The sequence below is a fragment of the Lysinibacillus sp. 54212 genome, from assembly GCF_036662795.1.
Classification (GTDB): Bacteria; Bacillota; Bacilli; order Bacillales_A; family Planococcaceae; genus Lysinibacillus_B.
In genome coordinates, this window is the sequence record NZ_JBAFWZ010000001.1 from 172,029 (window position 1) to 190,282 (window position 18,254).

14 protein-coding genes are annotated in these 18,254 nt (G+C 38.4%); 10 read left to right on the forward strand and 4 right to left on the reverse strand.

Annotation, left to right across the window (positions count from 1 at the left end; translation table 11 throughout):
• Positions 1–82: 82 nt before the first annotated feature.
• The 7 genes from ilvB (at position 83) to leuD (ending at position 8,180) form a co-directional block, all read left to right on the forward strand.
• Positions 83–1,831, forward strand: a complete 1,749-nt coding sequence (gene ilvB, locus V4T18_RS00885; protein WP_332645504.1) for a biosynthetic-type acetolactate synthase large subunit — start codon at positions 83–85, stop codon at positions 1,829–1,831.
• Positions 1,828–2,343 (forward strand): acetolactate synthase small subunit, encoded by a 516-nt coding sequence (ilvN, locus tag V4T18_RS00890; protein WP_332645507.1) that lies wholly within the window; start codon positions 1,828–1,830, stop codon positions 2,341–2,343. The genes ilvB and ilvN overlap by 4 nt, the downstream gene beginning before the upstream one ends.
• Before the next feature lie 74 nt (positions 2,344–2,417).
• A complete protein-coding gene (gene ilvC / locus V4T18_RS00895; protein WP_332645510.1) occupies positions 2,418–3,431 on the forward strand; it encodes a ketol-acid reductoisomerase in 1,014 nt (337 codons plus the stop codon).
• On the forward strand, positions 3,431–4,972 hold the full coding sequence (locus V4T18_RS00900) for a 2-isopropylmalate synthase (RefSeq protein WP_332645513.1): 1,542 nt from the start codon (positions 3,431–3,433) through the stop codon (positions 4,970–4,972). Before ilvC ends, V4T18_RS00900 begins: the two co-directional genes overlap by 1 nt.
• Positions 4,973–5,047: 75 nt before the next feature.
• Positions 5,048–6,148 (forward strand): 3-isopropylmalate dehydrogenase, encoded by a 1,101-nt coding sequence (leuB, locus tag V4T18_RS00905; RefSeq protein ID WP_332645516.1) that lies wholly within the window; start codon positions 5,048–5,050, stop codon positions 6,146–6,148.
• A gap of 15 nt (positions 6,149–6,163) precedes the next feature.
• Positions 6,164–7,570 carry a 3-isopropylmalate dehydratase large subunit gene (gene leuC / locus V4T18_RS00910; RefSeq protein WP_332645517.1) on the forward strand — a complete coding sequence of 469 codons (1,407 nt, stop codon included), beginning with the start codon at positions 6,164–6,166 and terminating at the stop codon, positions 7,568–7,570.
• Between the two features lie 16 nt (positions 7,571–7,586).
• Positions 7,587–8,180, forward strand: a complete 594-nt coding sequence (gene leuD, locus V4T18_RS00915; RefSeq protein ID WP_332645520.1) for a 3-isopropylmalate dehydratase small subunit — start codon at positions 7,587–7,589, stop codon at positions 8,178–8,180.
• A gap of 103 nt (positions 8,181–8,283) precedes the next feature.
• Here leuD and V4T18_RS00920 read toward each other — a convergent pair whose 3' ends face one another.
• Both V4T18_RS00920 and V4T18_RS00925 read right to left on the reverse strand, forming a co-directional pair.
• Complete coding sequence (locus V4T18_RS00920) at positions 8,284–8,466, reverse strand: hypothetical protein (RefSeq protein WP_332645522.1); 183 nt, start codon at positions 8,464–8,466, stop codon at positions 8,284–8,286.
• 168 nt (positions 8,467–8,634) lie between these two features.
• Positions 8,635–9,201 carry a nuclease-related domain-containing protein gene (locus tag V4T18_RS00925; RefSeq protein ID WP_332645896.1) on the reverse strand — a complete coding sequence of 189 codons (567 nt, stop codon included), beginning with the start codon at positions 9,199–9,201 and terminating at the stop codon, positions 8,635–8,637.
• Between the two features lie 1,073 nt (positions 9,202–10,274).
• Between V4T18_RS00925 and V4T18_RS00930 the strand changes: the two genes are divergently transcribed.
• A complete protein-coding gene (locus V4T18_RS00930; protein WP_332645525.1) occupies positions 10,275–11,555 on the forward strand; it encodes a methyltransferase domain-containing protein in 1,281 nt (426 codons plus the stop codon).
• On the forward strand, positions 11,555–14,134 hold the full coding sequence (locus V4T18_RS00935; protein WP_332645527.1) for a polynucleotide kinase-phosphatase: 2,580 nt from the start codon (positions 11,555–11,557) through the stop codon (positions 14,132–14,134). The genes V4T18_RS00930 and V4T18_RS00935 overlap by 1 nt, the downstream gene beginning before the upstream one ends.
• Positions 14,135–14,182: 48 nt before the next feature.
• Here the strand turns inward: V4T18_RS00935 and V4T18_RS00940 are convergent, their stop codons facing one another.
• Complete coding sequence (locus tag V4T18_RS00940) at positions 14,183–14,602, reverse strand: universal stress protein (protein ID WP_332645530.1); 420 nt, start codon at positions 14,600–14,602, stop codon at positions 14,183–14,185.
• 13 nt (positions 14,603–14,615) lie between these two features.
• Positions 14,616–16,049, reverse strand: a complete 1,434-nt coding sequence (locus V4T18_RS00945) for a SulP family inorganic anion transporter (RefSeq protein WP_332645532.1) — start codon at positions 16,047–16,049, stop codon at positions 14,616–14,618.
• A 247-nt stretch (positions 16,050–16,296) separates the two neighbouring features.
• Between V4T18_RS00945 and V4T18_RS00950 the strand changes: the two genes are divergently transcribed.
• Positions 16,297–18,135: a dynamin family protein gene (locus V4T18_RS00950; protein WP_332645534.1), complete on the forward strand. Its 1,839-nt coding sequence runs from the start codon at positions 16,297–16,299 to the stop codon at positions 18,133–18,135.
• Positions 18,136–18,254: the final 119 nt, after the last annotated feature.

Consider the following 18,254-nt stretch of genomic DNA (forward strand, 5'->3'; position numbering starts at 1 on the left):
AATTTAGCAAAAGAACTCGTATGTTTCAGTAGATTTTTAAGTAGCATGAGTTTTATTAAGTAAAGTAGGGAGGAGTAAAAAAATGTCTGCAAATGCAAAAGTATTACAAGAGCAAGTGACAGAACAACAAGAAGTGAAAAAGCCGAAAGATGGTGCGGATATATTAATTCAAGCACTACATGATCAAGGCGTTGATATAATTTTTGGTTATCCAGGTGGAGCTGTATTACAAATTTATGATGCGATGTACCGTAATCCAATCAGACATATTTTAACACGTCATGAACAAGGTGCAATCCACGCTGCTGAAGGTTATGCTCGTGTTTCCAATAAACCAGGTGTTGTAATTGCAACAAGTGGTCCTGGAGCTACGAACTTAGTAACAGGAATTGCGGATGCTATGATTGACTCGATTCCACTTGTTGTTTTCACAGGTCAGGTTGCTACATCGGTAATTGGTACAGACGCTTTCCAAGAAGCAGATATTATGGGGATTACCACACCAATTACTAAGCATAATTATCAAGTGCAGGATGTAAAGGATATTCCTCGAATTGTTAAAGAGGCTTTCCATATTGCTAATACAGGCCGTAAAGGACCGGTATTAATTGATTTCCCTAAAAATGTATCGATGACAATATTCGGGGATGGCGATATGCCAGAAACACCCGAAGAAATTTATTTACCAGGTTATCAGCCAACTTATAAACCGAACTACTTACAAATTCAAAAGGCAATTCAAGCAATTAGCTTAGCGAAAAAGCCATTAGTGTTAGCTGGTGCAGGTGTGCTATTCTCAGATGCATATAAAGAATTATCTGAATTTGTAGAAAAGTACAAATTACCTGTCGTTAACACATTGCTTGGATTAGGTAGTATACATGGTGATCACGAGCTATTCTTTGGAATGGCGGGCATGCATGGTACTGTGACAGCAAATGATGCGATTACAAAATGTGACTTATTAATTAATATTGGGGCACGCTTTGATGATCGTTTAACAGGTAATCTTGCAACGTTTGCACCAAATGCAACAATCATCCATATTGATATTGATCCAGCTGAAATCGGTAAAAATGTACCAACAGATATTCCAATCGTAGCAGATGCGAAAGAAGCGTTGAAAGCTCTTCTAAAAAAAGAATTTGAAGCTCCTGATACAGAAGCATGGTTAGAGTTTTTAAATAATAATGCGAAAGAGTTTCCATTATGGTATGACGAGGACCATGCTGAAATCATGCCACAACAAGCGATGGAAGCCGTTCATAAAATTACTGGTGGAGATGCTATTGTTACAACAGATGTTGGGCAGCATCAAATGTATGCAGCACAGTACTACCGCTTAAATAACCCACATAATTGGGTAACGTCTGGTGGACTTGGTACGATGGGCTTCGGATTCCCAGCGGCAATCGGAGCACAATTTGCGAAACCAGAGAAAAAAGTCATTTCTATTTGTGGTGATGCAGGATTCCAAATGACTGCGCAAGAGCTTTCTTTACTACAGGAATTCAATTTACCAGTTAAAATCATCATTATTAATAATAGCTGCTTAGGAATGGTTCGCCAATGGCAAGAAACATTCTATGAAGAACGCTATTCGCAAAGTTTAATGCCAATTCAGCCTGACTTTGTCAAGCTTGCAGATGCATATGACATTAAAGGATATCGGATTGAAAAATTAGAAGACATGGAGACAACATTAGCAGAGGCAATTAACAGTGATGAGCCTGTGTTAATCGACCTTCGTGTAAAGCAACAGTCAAGCGTTTACCCAATGGTAGCGCCAGGTAAAGGATTACATGAAATGATCGGGGTGAAAAAGCTGTGAAACGCGTAATTACCGTAATTGTTATTAATCAAAGTGGAGTATTAAATCGCGTAACAGGTCTTTTAATGAAGCGTCAATTTAATATTGAATCAATTACAGTTGGTCATACAGAGCAACCGAACTTCTCCAAAATGACGTTTGTCGTTCATGTAGAGGATGAAAATAAAATTGAGCAATTAATTAAGCAACTATCCAAGCAAATTGATGTACTAAAAGTTAACGATATTACAGATAAATCTATCGTACTTCGTGAGCTTGCTTTAGTTAAGGTGATTTCACCACCGAACTTACGCTTAGAAATGAACTCAATTGTTGAGCCGTTCCGTCCACAAATCATTGATACTGCTAAAAATGTTGTAACGTATCAGGTTGTCGGTCATCCGGAAAAAATCGATGCTTTTATCGAGCTAATCCGTCCTTACGGGATTAAAGAATTAACACGTACTGGTGCAACTGCATCGGTGCGAGAGGCACAAAAAACAGATCAACCGCAGCTATCTATTTTGAAATAACAAAATAGTTTGCATATAAAACGAGCGGCAGAAGCCGCTCGTCAATTAAACAAATTACTTAGGAGGCTATTCTAATGGCACAAATGTATTATGAAAATCAAATCAACGATGAAGTACTAAAAGGGAAGAAAATCGCAATTATCGGTTACGGTTCACAAGGTCATGCGCATGCATTAAACCTTAAAGAATCTGGCTTTGATGTAGTAGTAGGTATCCGTCCAGGTAAATCTTACGATGCAGCAAAAGCTGATGGTCTAGAAGTAATGACAGTAGCGGAAGCAGCTCAAGCAGCAGATGTTATTCAAATTTTACTTCCAGACGAGCGTCAAAAAGCAGTTTACGAGGCTGAAATTGCACCACATTTAACTGAAGGTAAAGCGTTAATGTTTGCACATGGATTTAACGTTCATTTCGGTCAAATTACACCTCCAGAAAACGTAGACGTATTCTTAGTTGCACCAAAAGGTCCTGGTCACCTAGTTCGTCGTCAATTCCAGGAAGGTGCTGGTGTACCTGGTTTATTCGCTATTCATCAAGATGCAACTGGCGGAGCACGTGATTTAGCATTAGCTTATGGTAAAGGTATCGGTTCTGCACGTGGTGGATTACTAGAAACAACATTCGCTGAAGAAACAGTAACTGACTTATTCGGTGAGCAAGCCGTACTTTGCGGTGGTGCAACTGCATTAGTTAAAGCAGGCTTCGAAACTTTAGTAGAAGCTGGCTACCAACCAGAGCTAGCATACTTCGAAACATTACACGAGCTTAAGTTAATCGTAGACTTAATGTTCGAGGGTGGTATGGAAACAATGCGCTATTCAGTATCAGATACAGCAGAGTGGGGCGACTATGTAACAGGTCCACGTATCGTAACTGATTCTGTAAAAGCAAGCATGAAAGAAGTATTAACAGACATTCAAAACGGTACATTCGCTAAAGATTGGATCAAAGAAAACGAAACAGGTCGTCCTCGTTATACTAAATACAAAGAAGATGGTGCAAACCACCAAATCGAGGAAGTTGGTCGCAAACTTCGTGTAATGATGCCATTCATCAATGAAGGTAAAGAGAAGGTAGTGGTGAAATAGTGCGTAAAATCGACATTTTTGACACTACACTACGCGATGGAGAGCAATCAGCGGGTATTAATTTAAATACTGCTGAGAAAATTGAAATCGCAAAACAATTAGAGCGCCTTGGAGTTACTATTATTGAAGCAGGTTTCCCTGCTTCAAGCCCAGGTGACTTTGAAGCAGTAAATTTAATTGCTAAAACAGTAAAAAATTCTATCGTAACAGGACTTGCGCGAGCTGTAAAAAGTGATATTGACGCAGTGTGGGAAGCAATTAAAGTTGCTGAGCAGCCACATGTGCACACGTTTATTGCAACAAGTCCTATTCATATGGAATATAAGCTGAAGAAAACGCCTGATAGTGTAATAGAGCAAGCAGTAGAAGCAGTAAAATATGCGAAGAGTAAATTTTCTCTAGTCGAATTCTCTTGTGAAGACGGCTTCCGTTCGGATCGCAACTTCCTTGTTCGAATTATTAATGAAGCAATCAAGGCTGGAGCGACGACAATTAATGTACCAGATACGGTTGGATATGCTTCACCTGAAGAATATGGTGCGTTATTCCGCTACCTTCGTGAAAATTGTCTAGGTGCCGATAATGTAAAATTCTCTGCACACTGTCACGATGATTTAGGGATGGCGGTAGCGAACTCGATTGCAGCAGTCCAAAATGGTGCCGATCAAGTTGAGTGTACTATTAATGGTATCGGTGAACGTGCGGGGAATGCCGCACTTGAGGAGCTTGGCGTTGCATTCCATATCCGAAATGATTTTTACGGTATTGAAACGGGACTAAACTTAAAAGAAATTAAGCGTACGTCCCAACTAGTAAGCCGCCTAACAGGTGTAGTAATTCAACCGAACAAAGCAGTTGTAGGTAAAAATGCATTTGCTCACGAATCTGGTATCCATCAGGACGGTGTGCTGAAAAACCCTGAAACCTATGAAATTATTTCTCCGGCTTTAATCGGGGAAGGTGATGTGCCATTAGTTTTAGGAAAGCACTCTGGTCGTGCTGCATTCCGTGACCGTGCGGAAAAAATGGGCTTTGAGCTATCGGATGAAAAACTAAATAAAGCATTTAGTGAATTTAAAAAGCTTGCAGATCGTAAAAAAGAAGTTACTGAAGATGATTTAGTAACTCTATTAACGGAACAACAAGTTTCAATAGCTGATGTATCATTATTCGCGTTAAACAGTGTTCAAGTTCAGTACGGAACGGAAAATATTCCAACCGCAACAGCTTCTGTCATTACTCCAGAAGGTGAAACTCGAACTTTAGTTTCTACTGGATCAGGTTCAGTAGAGGCGATTTTCAATACATTATCTCAGCTTGTAGATGGTGAAGTAAATATCCTTGATTACCGAGTAACATCAGTTGGTAAAGGTAAGGATGCTCTTGGCGAAGCAGTTATTAACTTAAGCTACAACGGCTATAGTGTAACAGGTAGAGATGCAGCTCAAGATGTTTTAGAAGCCTCTGCAAAAGCATATTTGAATGCAATCAATCGTCAATTAATTCAACAAAGTATCCGTGTCAGTGAGCCGGTGCTTTAACCCTTGGCGCCATCAAATACAATTATTTGATGGCGTTTCTATAAATGAACAACGCGAAAAGGAAAGGTGTTTTCAATGGAAAAGAAAATTACAGTATTGCCTGGAGACGGCATTGGTCCTGAAGTTATCGCTTCAGCCGTAAAAGTTTTACAAGTTATTGGTAAACGATTTAATCATACATTCCATCTAGGGTATGGTTCAATTGGCGGTGCAGCGATTGACCAATTTAATAATCCATTACCGGATGAAACAATTGCTATGTGTGAACAAAGTGACGCTGTATTATTAGGTGCAGTTGGTGGTCCGAAATGGGATAATAATCCACCTGAGTTGCGTCCAGAAAAAGGTTTATTAAAAATCCGCAAGACTTTTGATTTATTTGCTAACCTCCGTCCTGTAAAAGCGTTTCCGAGCTTACTGGCATCTTCTCCTTTAAAGCGTGAAATCGCTGAGAACGTAGATTTAATGATCGTACGTGAATTAACAGGTGGTATTTATTTCGGAGAACCTCGTAAAAAGACAGAAAAAGCTGCGATTGATACATGTGTCTATTCACGTGAGGAAATTGAACGTATTGTCGATAATGCATTTGAGCTTGCTCGCTTACGTCGTGGAAAACTATGCTCGGTAGATAAAGCAAATGTTTTAGATACTTCACGTTTATGGCGTGAAATTGTAGAAGAAAAGAAAAAACAATATCCGGATGTTGAAGTAGAACATAACTTAGTCGATTCAGTAGCGATGAAGCTTATTACAAATCCAGGTCATTATGATGTTGTTGTAACAGAAAATATGTTTGGTGATATTTTATCAGATGAAGCTTCTGTTATTACAGGCTCACTTGGCGTATTACCTTCAGCTTCAATTCGTGGCGATAATTTTGGTCTTTATGAGCCAGTACATGGTTCAGCACCAGATTTAGCAGGTCAAGGTGTGGCGAACCCAGCAGCAACTATTCTTTCGGTAGCGATGATGCTTCAGTATTCATTTGGGTTAAAAGAAGAGGCTGCGGAAATTGAACGAGCTGTCAATGCTGTGTTTGAGGATGGGTATTTTACAGCAGATTTAGCACGTGATGGAGACCGCGTGTTATCTACAGATGAATGGACAGACAAAGTTATTAACGAAATTGATGCAAGCTTCGTTTCTGACTCAATTATGATTTCATATAATTAAGGATTGGTGAAGAAAATGGGAAAAAATATAATCGAAAAAATTTGGGAAAATCACGTAGTCGTTCGTGAAGATGGTAAACCGGACCTATTATATATTGATCTGCATTTAATTCATGAAGTAACAAGTCCGCAGGCGTTTGAGGGGCTACGCCTAAATAACCGTAAAGTTAGACGAACAGATCTTTGCTTTGCAACAATGGACCATAACGTACCAACGAAAAATTTACCAACAATTAATGACCCGATTGCCAAAAAGCAAATTATGACTCTTGCAGATAATACAAAAGAATTTGGTGTTCAGCTTGCTGATATTGGACATCCAGATCAAGGGATTGTACACGTAATCGGACCAGAGCTAGGCCTTACTCAGCCTGGTAAAACAATCGTATGTGGTGACTCACATACAGCGACCCACGGTGCATTTGGTGCATTAGCATTTGGTATTGGTACTTCTGAAGTAGAGCACGTAATGAGTACACAAACTCTATGGCAAACAAAGCCACCAACAATGGAAATTCGAGTAGATGGTGAGCTACCGTTTGGTTGTACAGCAAAAGATATTATCCTTGCAATCATAGCAAAATGGGGTATCGGTATTGGTACCGGTCATATCGTAGAATATACAGGTGATGCAATTCGTAAACTTTCTATGGAAGAACGAATGACAATTTGTAATATGTCGATTGAAGCTGGAGCTAAAGCAGGTCTTATTTCACCAGATGAAACTACTGTTGAATTCTTACGTGGTCGTCGTTTCGCTCCGCAAAAACAGTTTGAAGAGGCTGCTGCATACTGGTTAAGCTTAGCATCTGATCCCGATGCTATATACGATGTAACGTTAGAGTTAAATGCATCTGAAATTGAACCAATCGTCACTTGGGGTACAAATCCATCAATGGGCATTGGCGTAACGAAAACGGTGCCAACAAAAGCAGATTATAATAATGAAATTGATCGTAATGCATTAGAAAAAGCGTTGAAATATATGGATTTACAAGAAGGGCAAAATATTACTGATATTGAAATCCAGCATGTATTTATCGGTTCTTGTACAAACTCTCGTCTATCAGATTTACGTGCAGCAGCAGATATCGTAAAAGGCAATCACCTTGCAGCAGGTGTGAAAGGGATTGTTGTACCAGGGTCTTGGTCTACAAAGCAGGCTGCTGAACAGGAAGGACTACATAGAATCTTCCTAGATGCAGGCTTTGAATGGCGTGAATCAGGATGTTCAGCATGTTTAGGAATGAATGAAGACGTAATTCCAGCCGGTGAACGATGTGCATCAACATCAAACCGTAACTTCGAGGGTCGACAAGGTGCAGGTGCTCGTACACATTTAGTATCACCAGTAATGGCAGCAGCAGCTGGTATTCATGGTCGCTTCGTCGATGTCCGCACGCTAATCAAGCAGGAAGCATAAGCAGGGGGTTAAATTTATGGAACCAATTAATATTGTAAAAAGTGTGTACGCACCACTTGATCATAAAAATGTAGATACAGACCAAATTATTTCAAAAGAGTTTTTAAAGCGTATTGAGCGTACGGGGTTTGGCCAGTATTTATTCTATCACTGGCGATTTGATGGGGAAGGCAATGAAATCTCATCATTCATCCTAAATAAACCAGCTTATAAAGGGGCTCAAATACTAGTAGCGCAAGATAACTTCGGCTGTGGTTCATCACGTGAGCACGCACCTTGGGCTATTTTAGATTACGGCTTTAACGTAGTAATTGCACCATCATTTGCGGATATTTTCCATAATAATTGCTTTAAAAATGGTATTTTACCAGTTAAATTAACTGAAGCTGAGTGCGAAGAGTTACTGGCAAAAGGCTTAGAAAATGCACAGGAAATTGAAGTGAATCTTCAGGATCAAACAGTCACGACTGGCTACGGTAAAACGTATACATTTAATATAGACCCATATTATAAAGAAATGCTATTAAATGGCTGGGACGAGATCGCATTAACATTTAAGTATGAAGAACAAATCACAGCATACGAAGCAAAACGTGTAGTATTTGAATAATGTAACATCATGAAATGACCCGAGCTTCTCGGGTCATTTTTTTACTAATGATTATAAAAAACCTGCTACAACAAAAGCTGTAGCAGGAAAGGGGGTATCAAATTTATGCAATTAGATGGTGTTTTACCAATTCGTAAGCTTGGCAAATGTCAGCGAACATTTTACCGTCGTTATGGCTAATCAAATCTGTAGCAATTTCATATAAGTCCTGCTCATTTTCAGTGACGATGTCTGATAGAATCGTAGCTTCCATTTTTTCAACGAAATATTCGATCTGTTCATTCATATGTATCATCTCCAGCTAGGATATTTGTTGAGGCAATCATACCCCGGATGAGGACGGACATCAACATAGAAAATTTTGTTGACACAAGTTATACAAAGTATTATATCAAGAAAATGAACTCGTATTAAATATACTGCTTGGAGACGCTTTATTCTTATTTTAAAAAGCTTATTTATATTTTTCTTGAATAGTTTCTATATGTTTTTGCTTAATTTGGTCTGCAACTGAGCAATGTAATAGTAATTGTAAGTATATTTCTTCTATTTCATTATAACTTAAAAGATAACTCCTCTTTGAATGCTTCGCAATATAAGCACTTAAATCATTTCGTTTTATTACATTTACATTCTGTCGTTTTATAGAAACTGATTTTAAAGTGCACCGTTCACTAAAGACGATTACCGATTGGAAAAAGTGAGATTCCAGTTGTAATGCCTGCTGTAATGCTTTGATATGTGTGTCATTCTGTTTCACAGGATTATAAAACGTAAATTTTTGTTTATTCGGTAGCGTTTGTGTCCATTTAAATTGTTCTTCCTTACCGAATATCCATCCACTATAGTTTTTTGATTCAACAACATAAATCCCTGTTCTATCAATATATACTAAATCAATTTCAGTTATTTCCTCACTATTGCTCTTCCTTAAATACAAGTTGAATAGTTGTTTGTGTGTTGGAAGAGCTCTCTTTTCGATAATTTTTGATATTAAATACTCCCCATCACATGTGTTGATTTACCTATTATTGTTATAATGTAATCGTATTAAAAGTTGATTTCCGCTACATTCGGCTCGCTTTCCACGGGCATGGCCTCAGCCTCCTCGTCGCTCGTACCTCGCTCCTGCGGGGTCTTCAGCTCACGCTATTCCCGTAGGAGTCTCGCCGATTCCGCTACAATCAACTGGCAAGTTATTTTTGATAATACTTTGATAAAAAAATGTAACTATATTAGAGATTTTTTACAATAAACACACCTGACTCCCCATGTTTTCCTTTGTTAAATAAAACACTAAAAAAGCGTTCATTTGTTTGTCTTTTATAAATACTATTATTAAATTGATACCACTTTATAATGAATATTATCGTAGATATGGATAGTAACAGAATAGCTATCATAGTATCACCTCTTCAAAAATTATAACATTTTGGATAAAATCAGATTCATCACCAAAAGTCGGGTTTGCTATATGCACCGCACACTGCACTCCGAGCGGACGCTTTCCGCGGGCGAAACGCTGAGCCTCCTCGTCGCAAGGTGCTCCTGTCGCTGCGCTTTCGTCGCAAATAAATTTCCTGCGGGGTCTCATCACTCCGCTTTCCCGCAGGAAGCTTTGCACCTGCCGCTTCACTTCCGGTGCAAAAATACATTGCTCTGTAGCGAAAGGCGCAGCCGTCAGCTACACTCGCCGCTATACGTTACATGTGCTAAAAATTGCTGGAAATAATTCCGGATAAAATAATTTTCTAAATATTGATTCTCATTAATTATCCATTAAGAAATATTGCTCCTGCGGTGGTCGCATCATGATTCACCATCCTCGTCGTAAAGGAACCGTCTCAAAATGTCTTTTCAGACGGTCCCTTTGTTGATTGGAGTGGAGCCAGCGTGACTCCTTGGGGATTAGCGTCACAGATGAGACCCCGCAACGTAGTGAGGAGGCCATCGGACGCCCCCAGGAAAGCACGCTGGAGCAACGGAAATCAACCCCGATTTATGGTGAAGAGCCTAAAATCAACAAACACAAACAGTGAAATATAGAATAATTTTTTAATATCCTTTATGCTAGAAATAGAAGGGGGTTAGGATATGCAGTTATCGATTTATTCGAAAACACCTTATGCAAAAGAGTTATCATATTTGCTTGCAAAAAATCCAAATAATTTATATGAGCGAACTGAAAAGGGCCATGCTGTTCGTTTTGTTTATCATACACTAGCCGAAGAGGAAATGTATGCAACTATTTTTGTTACACCAGACCCGTTAGCTCTTGTTTACAATGAGCAGGCGTATGATATTACTCATTATATTAATGATCGTGGCTTTGCTACTAGTAGTATCTTTTTATCGCTAATTCGAAAAGCACTTGGTACGGCCTTAAATGGAAAGCCAAAGGAAGAATATGCAACTTTTGCGGAACAAGCTTTTCCATTGCAATTCGAGTTTGGGCCAGTCTCAACGAAGCTGAGCGATACGGAGATTGTAGAATTATTCGAGCCACTTGGCTATAGTGTCGAATTTGATACAATATCCGAGCAAAAACGAGCAAGGTTTATTAAAATCTCAGGTAATACTACATTGAAAAGGGCACTTCATCAATTATTTGTTTTAATACCTGTGATGGATGATTATAAGCATTATTTTATAGATGAAAAAGAGCGTGAACGCCTAGAAAGATACGGAGAAGGCTGGTTACATACACATCCTAAAAAGGATTTTATTTTAAAAAAGGCGTTACGATTCCAGCACCTTATCGGAGAGGCGCCACGAATAAAAAAGGATTCTTTAAATAGGCAACGTTATGAGGCTATTGTTGAGAAAGTAAAGCAGGTAGCACATAAGACGGTTGTTGATTTAGGTGCAGGTGAAGGGAAATTAACCGCTTTGTTAAGTGAAATTCCAACGATTAGAGAGCTAATTGCTGTTGAGCCTAGTGCATCCGAGATAAAGAAAGCAACACATCGGTTTGAAGGGCTTGAAACAGCGGTCCTTCCTAAAATTCAATGGGGCTCGTTATTCTATTGGGATGAATCATTAAGAGGTAAGGATGTCATGATTTTGTGTGAGGTGATTGAGCATATAAACGAAGAGCGTTTACCTAAAATCATGGACATGCTATTACATGATTATGAACCTAACACTTTAATCATAACGACGCCAAATGCTGAATTTAATAAAGTTTACGAACTAGAGGAAATGCGTCATGAGGATCATCGATTTGAATGGACTCGAGAACAATTTGAGTGCTGGTGTTTTGAGATGAATAAACATCGGTTATATGATCTTCAGTATTTTGGAATTGGTGCACAGGATGCTGTTTACGGGACACCGACACAAATGTGTATTTTTAAAAGAAGGGAGGAAAAATAATGCAAATTCATTTACCGCATGCTGCAATCATCCTTCTTATCGGTCCTTCGAATAGTGGCAAATCTCACTTTTTACAGAAGCTTGTTGAAGAAGGAACTATTTCTTCTTCAGAAATAGTAAGCTCAGATGCTTACCGGATTCTTGTTGGAGATCAGGATTTTATTGATTTTAATGGGAAGTCGAAGCGGGAATCAGAGTTATTGTATGAAAAATATAGTGCCTTATCGACCGAGGCCTTTCAGATGATGGAGCACGTCATTCTTGCTCGTGCAAAATTGAATCGACTAACTTTTGTTGATGCAACACATTTACAGGCAAAGGAGCGAGAGAAATACTTTAAAATCGCGAAACAACAGCATGTTCCTGTATATGGAATAGTATTTGATATAGCGCTTGATGTTCTTGTAGCACGAGATGGTAGTCGTGATAAGCCACGTGGTGTGAACCGTGTGAAGCAACAGTTCCGAAAACTACAGGATGAGAAAAGATTTATTAAAAAGGAGCCCTTCACACGTGTCTATACGGTGAAGGATGAACCGATTCAAATTATTCGTCATTCCTCTCCGCTAAACATTGAGATTGGGAATGGAATTGACATTATCGGTGATATCCATGGCTGTTATGATGAAATGATGGAGCTTATTCAGGAGTTAGGATACCTTGAGGTAGAGGGGCTTTATATTCATCCTGAAGGTAGGCGTTTAATGTCGGTTGGAGATATTATGAGTCGGGGTCCGAAATCACTTGAAACGATGGAGTTTTGGTTAAAGCAAATTGAAGCAGGACTAAGCTTTATGACCGACAGTAATCATGGCTGGAAAATAGGTCGTTGGCTAGAAGGGCGTTCCGTCCAATTAGCACATGGAGATGAACTAGTACAACAGGAATTCTTACAGTATGAGCAAATGCATGGAGCGGAAACAACAAATGATTTGAAGCTTCGACTTTCAAAAATGCTATATAATGCTCCATCACATTATATTTTAATGGAAAACGGCATAGGAAAAGTGGTCGTAACCCATGCAGGCATTCGGGATCGCTATATAGGCAAAACCTCATCACGAATTAAAGATTTTTGCCGTTATGGAGACATCGTAGAAGTGAACGAAAATGGCAAACCAATTCGTGCAGACTGGTTTTTAGAACACAAAACGTCTGAGCTTATTGTTTGGGGGCACGATCCAAAAATAAATCCGTATAAGATTAATAACACAATTAATATCGACCAGGGGGTTGTATTTGGTGGTGAGTTAACCTCTTTTCGCTACCCTGAGCAAGCTTTTGTTGCAATAAAGGCGCATGCAAATTATGCAGGAATAGATGGAAACCCTTTAGTTGAAGCTGAAGCTAAACGTTTCAACCCACCAAATATACAGTCGTTTTTGAATGGGTTCGATGTTGAAACGATGCACAGTGGGAAAATCCACATTGGAGAGGGGAATGCGAAGGCAGCGTTGGATACAATTTCACATTATACATTACCGCTTGAGCAGCTTATTTATATTCCACCAACGATGAGTCCAACACCCCAAACCTCTTCGTTAAACGATTATTTGGAGCATCCTGCTGAGGCGATTTCATACTATAAAAAACATGGAATTTCGAAGCTAATAGCAGAGAAAAAGCATATGGGAAGTCGAGCTGTTTTACTTCTATTTAAAAATGAAAAAGTAGCTCAATCAATGATTGATAAAGAAACACTTGGAATTATTTCAACTCGAACGGGAAGAGCATTTTTTGAACAGAATGTCCAGCAGAAAATAGTAGGACAAATCCATGAGGAATTGCTAACTAAACAATATTTTGACAAAATGAACACTGATTTTGTGTTATTAGATGCAGAAATCCTTCCATGGAACTTAAAAGCGCAGTCATTGATTGATGAACAGTATGCACACGTAGCAGAGCATGCAATGATGGATCGTCAAAAAATCCTCCAAAAATTACAAGAAACAAAGAATTTGGATGTTTCCCATTGGCTAGCTGAGTATGAAGAGCTAGTTCGCAATGCAGTTCGCTTTGATGCAGTGTATCAAAATTATTGCTGGCCGGTTGATGATTTATCGGCTATTAAAATTGCCCCGTTCCATGTACTTGCCCATAGCGATGAAACATGCTTCCACAAACCACATACATGGCATATGGAAATGAATCGTTTATTCGCACAGCATTCTAAGCTGTTTATTGAAACAGAATATAAGCTAATTGAAACAGAGCAGGACGTAGCATCTGTTATTAGCTGGTGGGAAGAAATGACAGCCGTTGGTCATGAGGGCATTGTGATTAAACCGTTAGAATTTATACCAAAAAATAAAGGGAAATTAGTGCAGCCAGCCATTAAAGTAAGAGGGCGAGAATATTTACGTATTATATATGGGATGGATTATACAGACACGGAGCAGCTAGCACAACTGAAAAAACGTAACCCGAGCAAGAAAATGAAGCATGCCTTACAGGAATTCTCGCTCGGCCTAGAGGGAATAGAGCGTTTTGTGCGCGGTGAAAGTACAGCACGTATCCATGAATGTGTGCTCGCTATTCTTGCACTAGAAAGTGATGCTGTAGACCCAAGATTATAAAAACAAAAGAGAGATCCCTATTATTTGGGGATTCTCTCTTTTTTAAAATCATTTTACAATAAGGGCAGGGCAGTTTACACGTTTCATCACCTTATGTGAAACACTACCTAAAACCATTTCTTGGAGTGAATTTAAACCTCGGCTACCGATTACTACTAAGTCTACTCCATTATTGTTTGCATATTTGACAATTTCAGGTCCCGGTATCCCCTTTAATATTTCTACCTTGTATTGAATTTGTGCGTCTTTAAATACTTGCTCTACTAAAGTTATTTTTTTTCGACGCTCTAAAAATAAGGTTTCGGCTGATGAAGAATAAAGAACCTCGGTTTTACTCTTTTCAAAATGGGCTACATAGATAACCGTTACAACAGTATGACTGCAAAGCTTTGCAATTTTTGCTGCCTCCCTCGCTGCACGTAAAGCATTTTCAGAGCCATCAGCGGCTAGTAATATATGGTTATACATTTCATTTCCCCCTTTAATTTATAGGAAATCCTGTTATTTTTTTGAACAGCTGCTCACTTGAATGATCGAGTCCAGAAAAATGCACCTCATTCTCATTTGCCTGTAATAAATCACGTACTTTTAATAGGGCACCGACTGCTGAATCGTCCCATACTTTACATGAGGAAAAATTAATTTCTATAGTCGAATTTTTTGTACTACATTGTTTGAAGTAAGCAATAAATCCTTCAGTTGAAGCGAAAAATAGTTGACCATTTACTTCGAATGTACCTTCGCTTGATTGTTTGATAGTCACAGTTGAAATTTTTGAAACAAAGAACATAGCACTTACTAAAACACCCGAAACGACACCTATGGCTAGATTATGTGTATATAAGACGACGCCAACTGTTAATAGCATGACAAATACATCCTGCTTTGGTGCTGTCACCATGTATTTAAAGGAATTCCAGTCAAACTGTGTAATACAAACGACAACCATTACGCCTGCTAAAACGGGCATCGGAATTTGAATAACATAGTCGCCAAGAACTAAGATTAAAAACATTAAAAATGCACCTGCAACGAATGTAGAAAGACGACCACGGGCACCCGATTTTACATTGATGATAGATTGCCCAATCATCGCACATCCTGCCATTCCACCGAAAAAGCCATTGATGATATTTGCAATACCTTGTCCACGTGCTTCAGCATTTTTATCGCTTCCTGTGTCTGTCATATCATCTAATATAGCTGCCGTCAGTAGGGATTCCATTAATCCAACAACAGCTAACGCTAGAGAGTAGGGTAAAATAATCTTCAGCGTTTCTAAATTAAGCGGTACATCGGGAATAAAGAAAGAAGGTAAGGATTGTGTGATAGATCCCATATCTCCAACTGTCTTTAAATCAATCCCCATATAGACAACGGCAATTGATAAAATTACTACTGCAATAAGCGGAGCCGGAATACCTTTAATAAATATTGGAATGATATAAATAATGGCAATTGTTAAAAGTAAAAACAACCATGTTATAGCACTTTCACCTAGAAAATGTGGTGTTTGTGCAATAAAAACTAAAATCGCTAAAGAGTTTACGAAGCCAAGCATAACTGCATTCGGTATAAACTTCATAAAACGAGCTATTTTAAATAGACCAAATAAGACTTGAATGATCCCTGTTAATACCGTTGCTGCAAGTAAATATTGTAGGCCATGATCCTTGACTAGTGAGACGATTACAAGGGCCATAGCACCGGTTGCTGCCGATATCATAGCTGGTCTTCCACCTACAAAGCTAATTGTTACTGCTATAACAAAAGAGGCATATAACCCAACCATAGGATCTACACCGGCTAAAATAGAAAAAGCGATTGCTTCTGGAATTAAGGCTAGGGCTACAACAAGACCAGCCAAAATATCACTACGTACATTACTAAACCATTGTTCTTTATAATTTTGCATACACTACTCCTTAAAAAAAATCCTAATTCATCTTATCATTTTTTTAAAAGTTTTGTAAGCAGGTTATAGTAGTCTTATTCATTTCTACATTAAGAATTGTTCGTGCACTTATGTTATTATGCCTATTTATGACAAAAAAGGATAAGTATTATTACCCTATTTTTTTGTTAAAGTCATTTCCATATATATGTATCATTCGAATCTACCTTATAATTGAGTTATAGAGTTGAGAAGGGGTTTGATAGATATGAATGAACAACAAAATAGCCTACTTGCCGGTACATCAACTCCATTACAACAATTGATAGAGCGGATTAAGCCGTTACAAGTGTTGCTAGCGCAAAATTCGTATATAAAAGATACGACAAAACGATTAGAGCGTATTATCGAAGATGCCAGCTCACAAGCAATGATATTAGTAATGGGGAAAGAACGCGTTGGAAAAACGACGGTCATTAATGGTCTATTAGGTCGAGAAGTACTATCAGCAAGTAGTAAAAATCCAACAAGTGCCAATACGTTTATTCGATACGGTGAAGAGGAATGTGTAAAGGCTGTTTTTTTAGACGGTATGGTGGCCACTTTCGATATCGATAAAGTGGAATTATTGACAACATCTGATGCCTTTTGTGCACAAATTATCCGTGAACATTTAGATTATATTGAAGTATTCATTAAGCATGATTTACTAAAAACCGTAACAATTGTTGATTCTGTTGCGTTAGAACTTACGACTGAATATGCAGCTTTCTTATCAGAGCTACTAGTAAATAGAGTGGATGAAATTTTTTGGGTTATTCGCAGTGGCTCAGTCGCGACTGATTCTGAACTAAAGCTATTAGAGCGATATAATGAACGTGGCGTCAAGCCTCATTTTATTATAAACGCAATTGATAGCTATGAAGGTAACATTGTGGAATTTGTGAAATCGGAATACAGTCGTTATGGTAATCAGATTGAATCGATGGTGGCAGTTTCTGCAACAAAAGCACTTGAAGCGAGTAAAACGAATAATGAGCAGCTAAAGATTGACTCGCAATATTATGAGTTGTTTCAGCTTATTACTAAGCTCTCAAAAAATCATGAGAAAAAGACACGTCATATAATTGAACAATTTATTGAGTGGTTAAATCGTTTTAAAAGAGAAGTTGAACAGATTCCGTCAAAAGAACCGTATTTATCCTCACGACAAAATATAGAGAAATATAATTCTGGTGGGGGATTTGAGTATACACGAGAACAACGAGATATGGCGATTTTGACTGCATATGAAGAAGAATACGAACATGTATGCCATATATTTAAGCCTATTCAAACACTTTATCAGCTCTTGCAGCTTTTGACGAGCGAGCTGTATTTACGTGATGAAAGAGTAGAGCTTTTTGAGGACTATGCGTTAAATTACCAGCAGGCTGTTCGTGACTATCGTAAGCTTCATGTCGAGTATATGCAGCAATATGGGTTATTAGATCAGCAGCTAAGAAAAGTGCATGGTCGTGGCATTGAGAAAGGTAACTTTGGTGAAAATAGACAAAATACAGTGTTAAATCAAAAGGTCATCAGGCTAAATTCGCTACAACAAAAATGTAAGGAAAAGCTTCAACAAATTCACTATTTTGAAGCGCTAGTCCTCGAACATTTATATAGTACTCAAAATTATATAACGGAGTTAGCCTCTAAACGCTTACAAAATATAATTCATCAAGTAGCAGAATTAAATGTGCAACGAAAGCGCGAGGTAGTCGTATTAAAATCATACGTAAATAAACTAAGTGAATTTACATGTATCGAGGATGCTCAGAGCTTTGTGCGAGATGGGATTCTACCATTATTATTAAGCGGTACGCTGGCACTTTCAAATGAACATAAAAAAAATATTGAAGAGACGATTGACGCTATATGTGCTGTGGATTTGTCTCAAGAAGGCTTGTACAATAATCTACCAACGAATGCATATGATAAAAATATAGTTTTACAAACTGATTTTGAAACGAAATACACTTTAAGTCCACTAAGTTTAACGGATGGGGACATACTCTCACAGGTTCCAGACCTACCAGAGGAGCTCGTTCTTCAATATGGATAAGGAATGGCCATTAGCGCCCGTTTAGATGCGACAAGCGCCCGAGAGCCAAAGTGATCTCGAGCGGCGTGATCATGTCACTGAAGCCTTCATCACATAAAGAATTTTAATATTTTCCTATA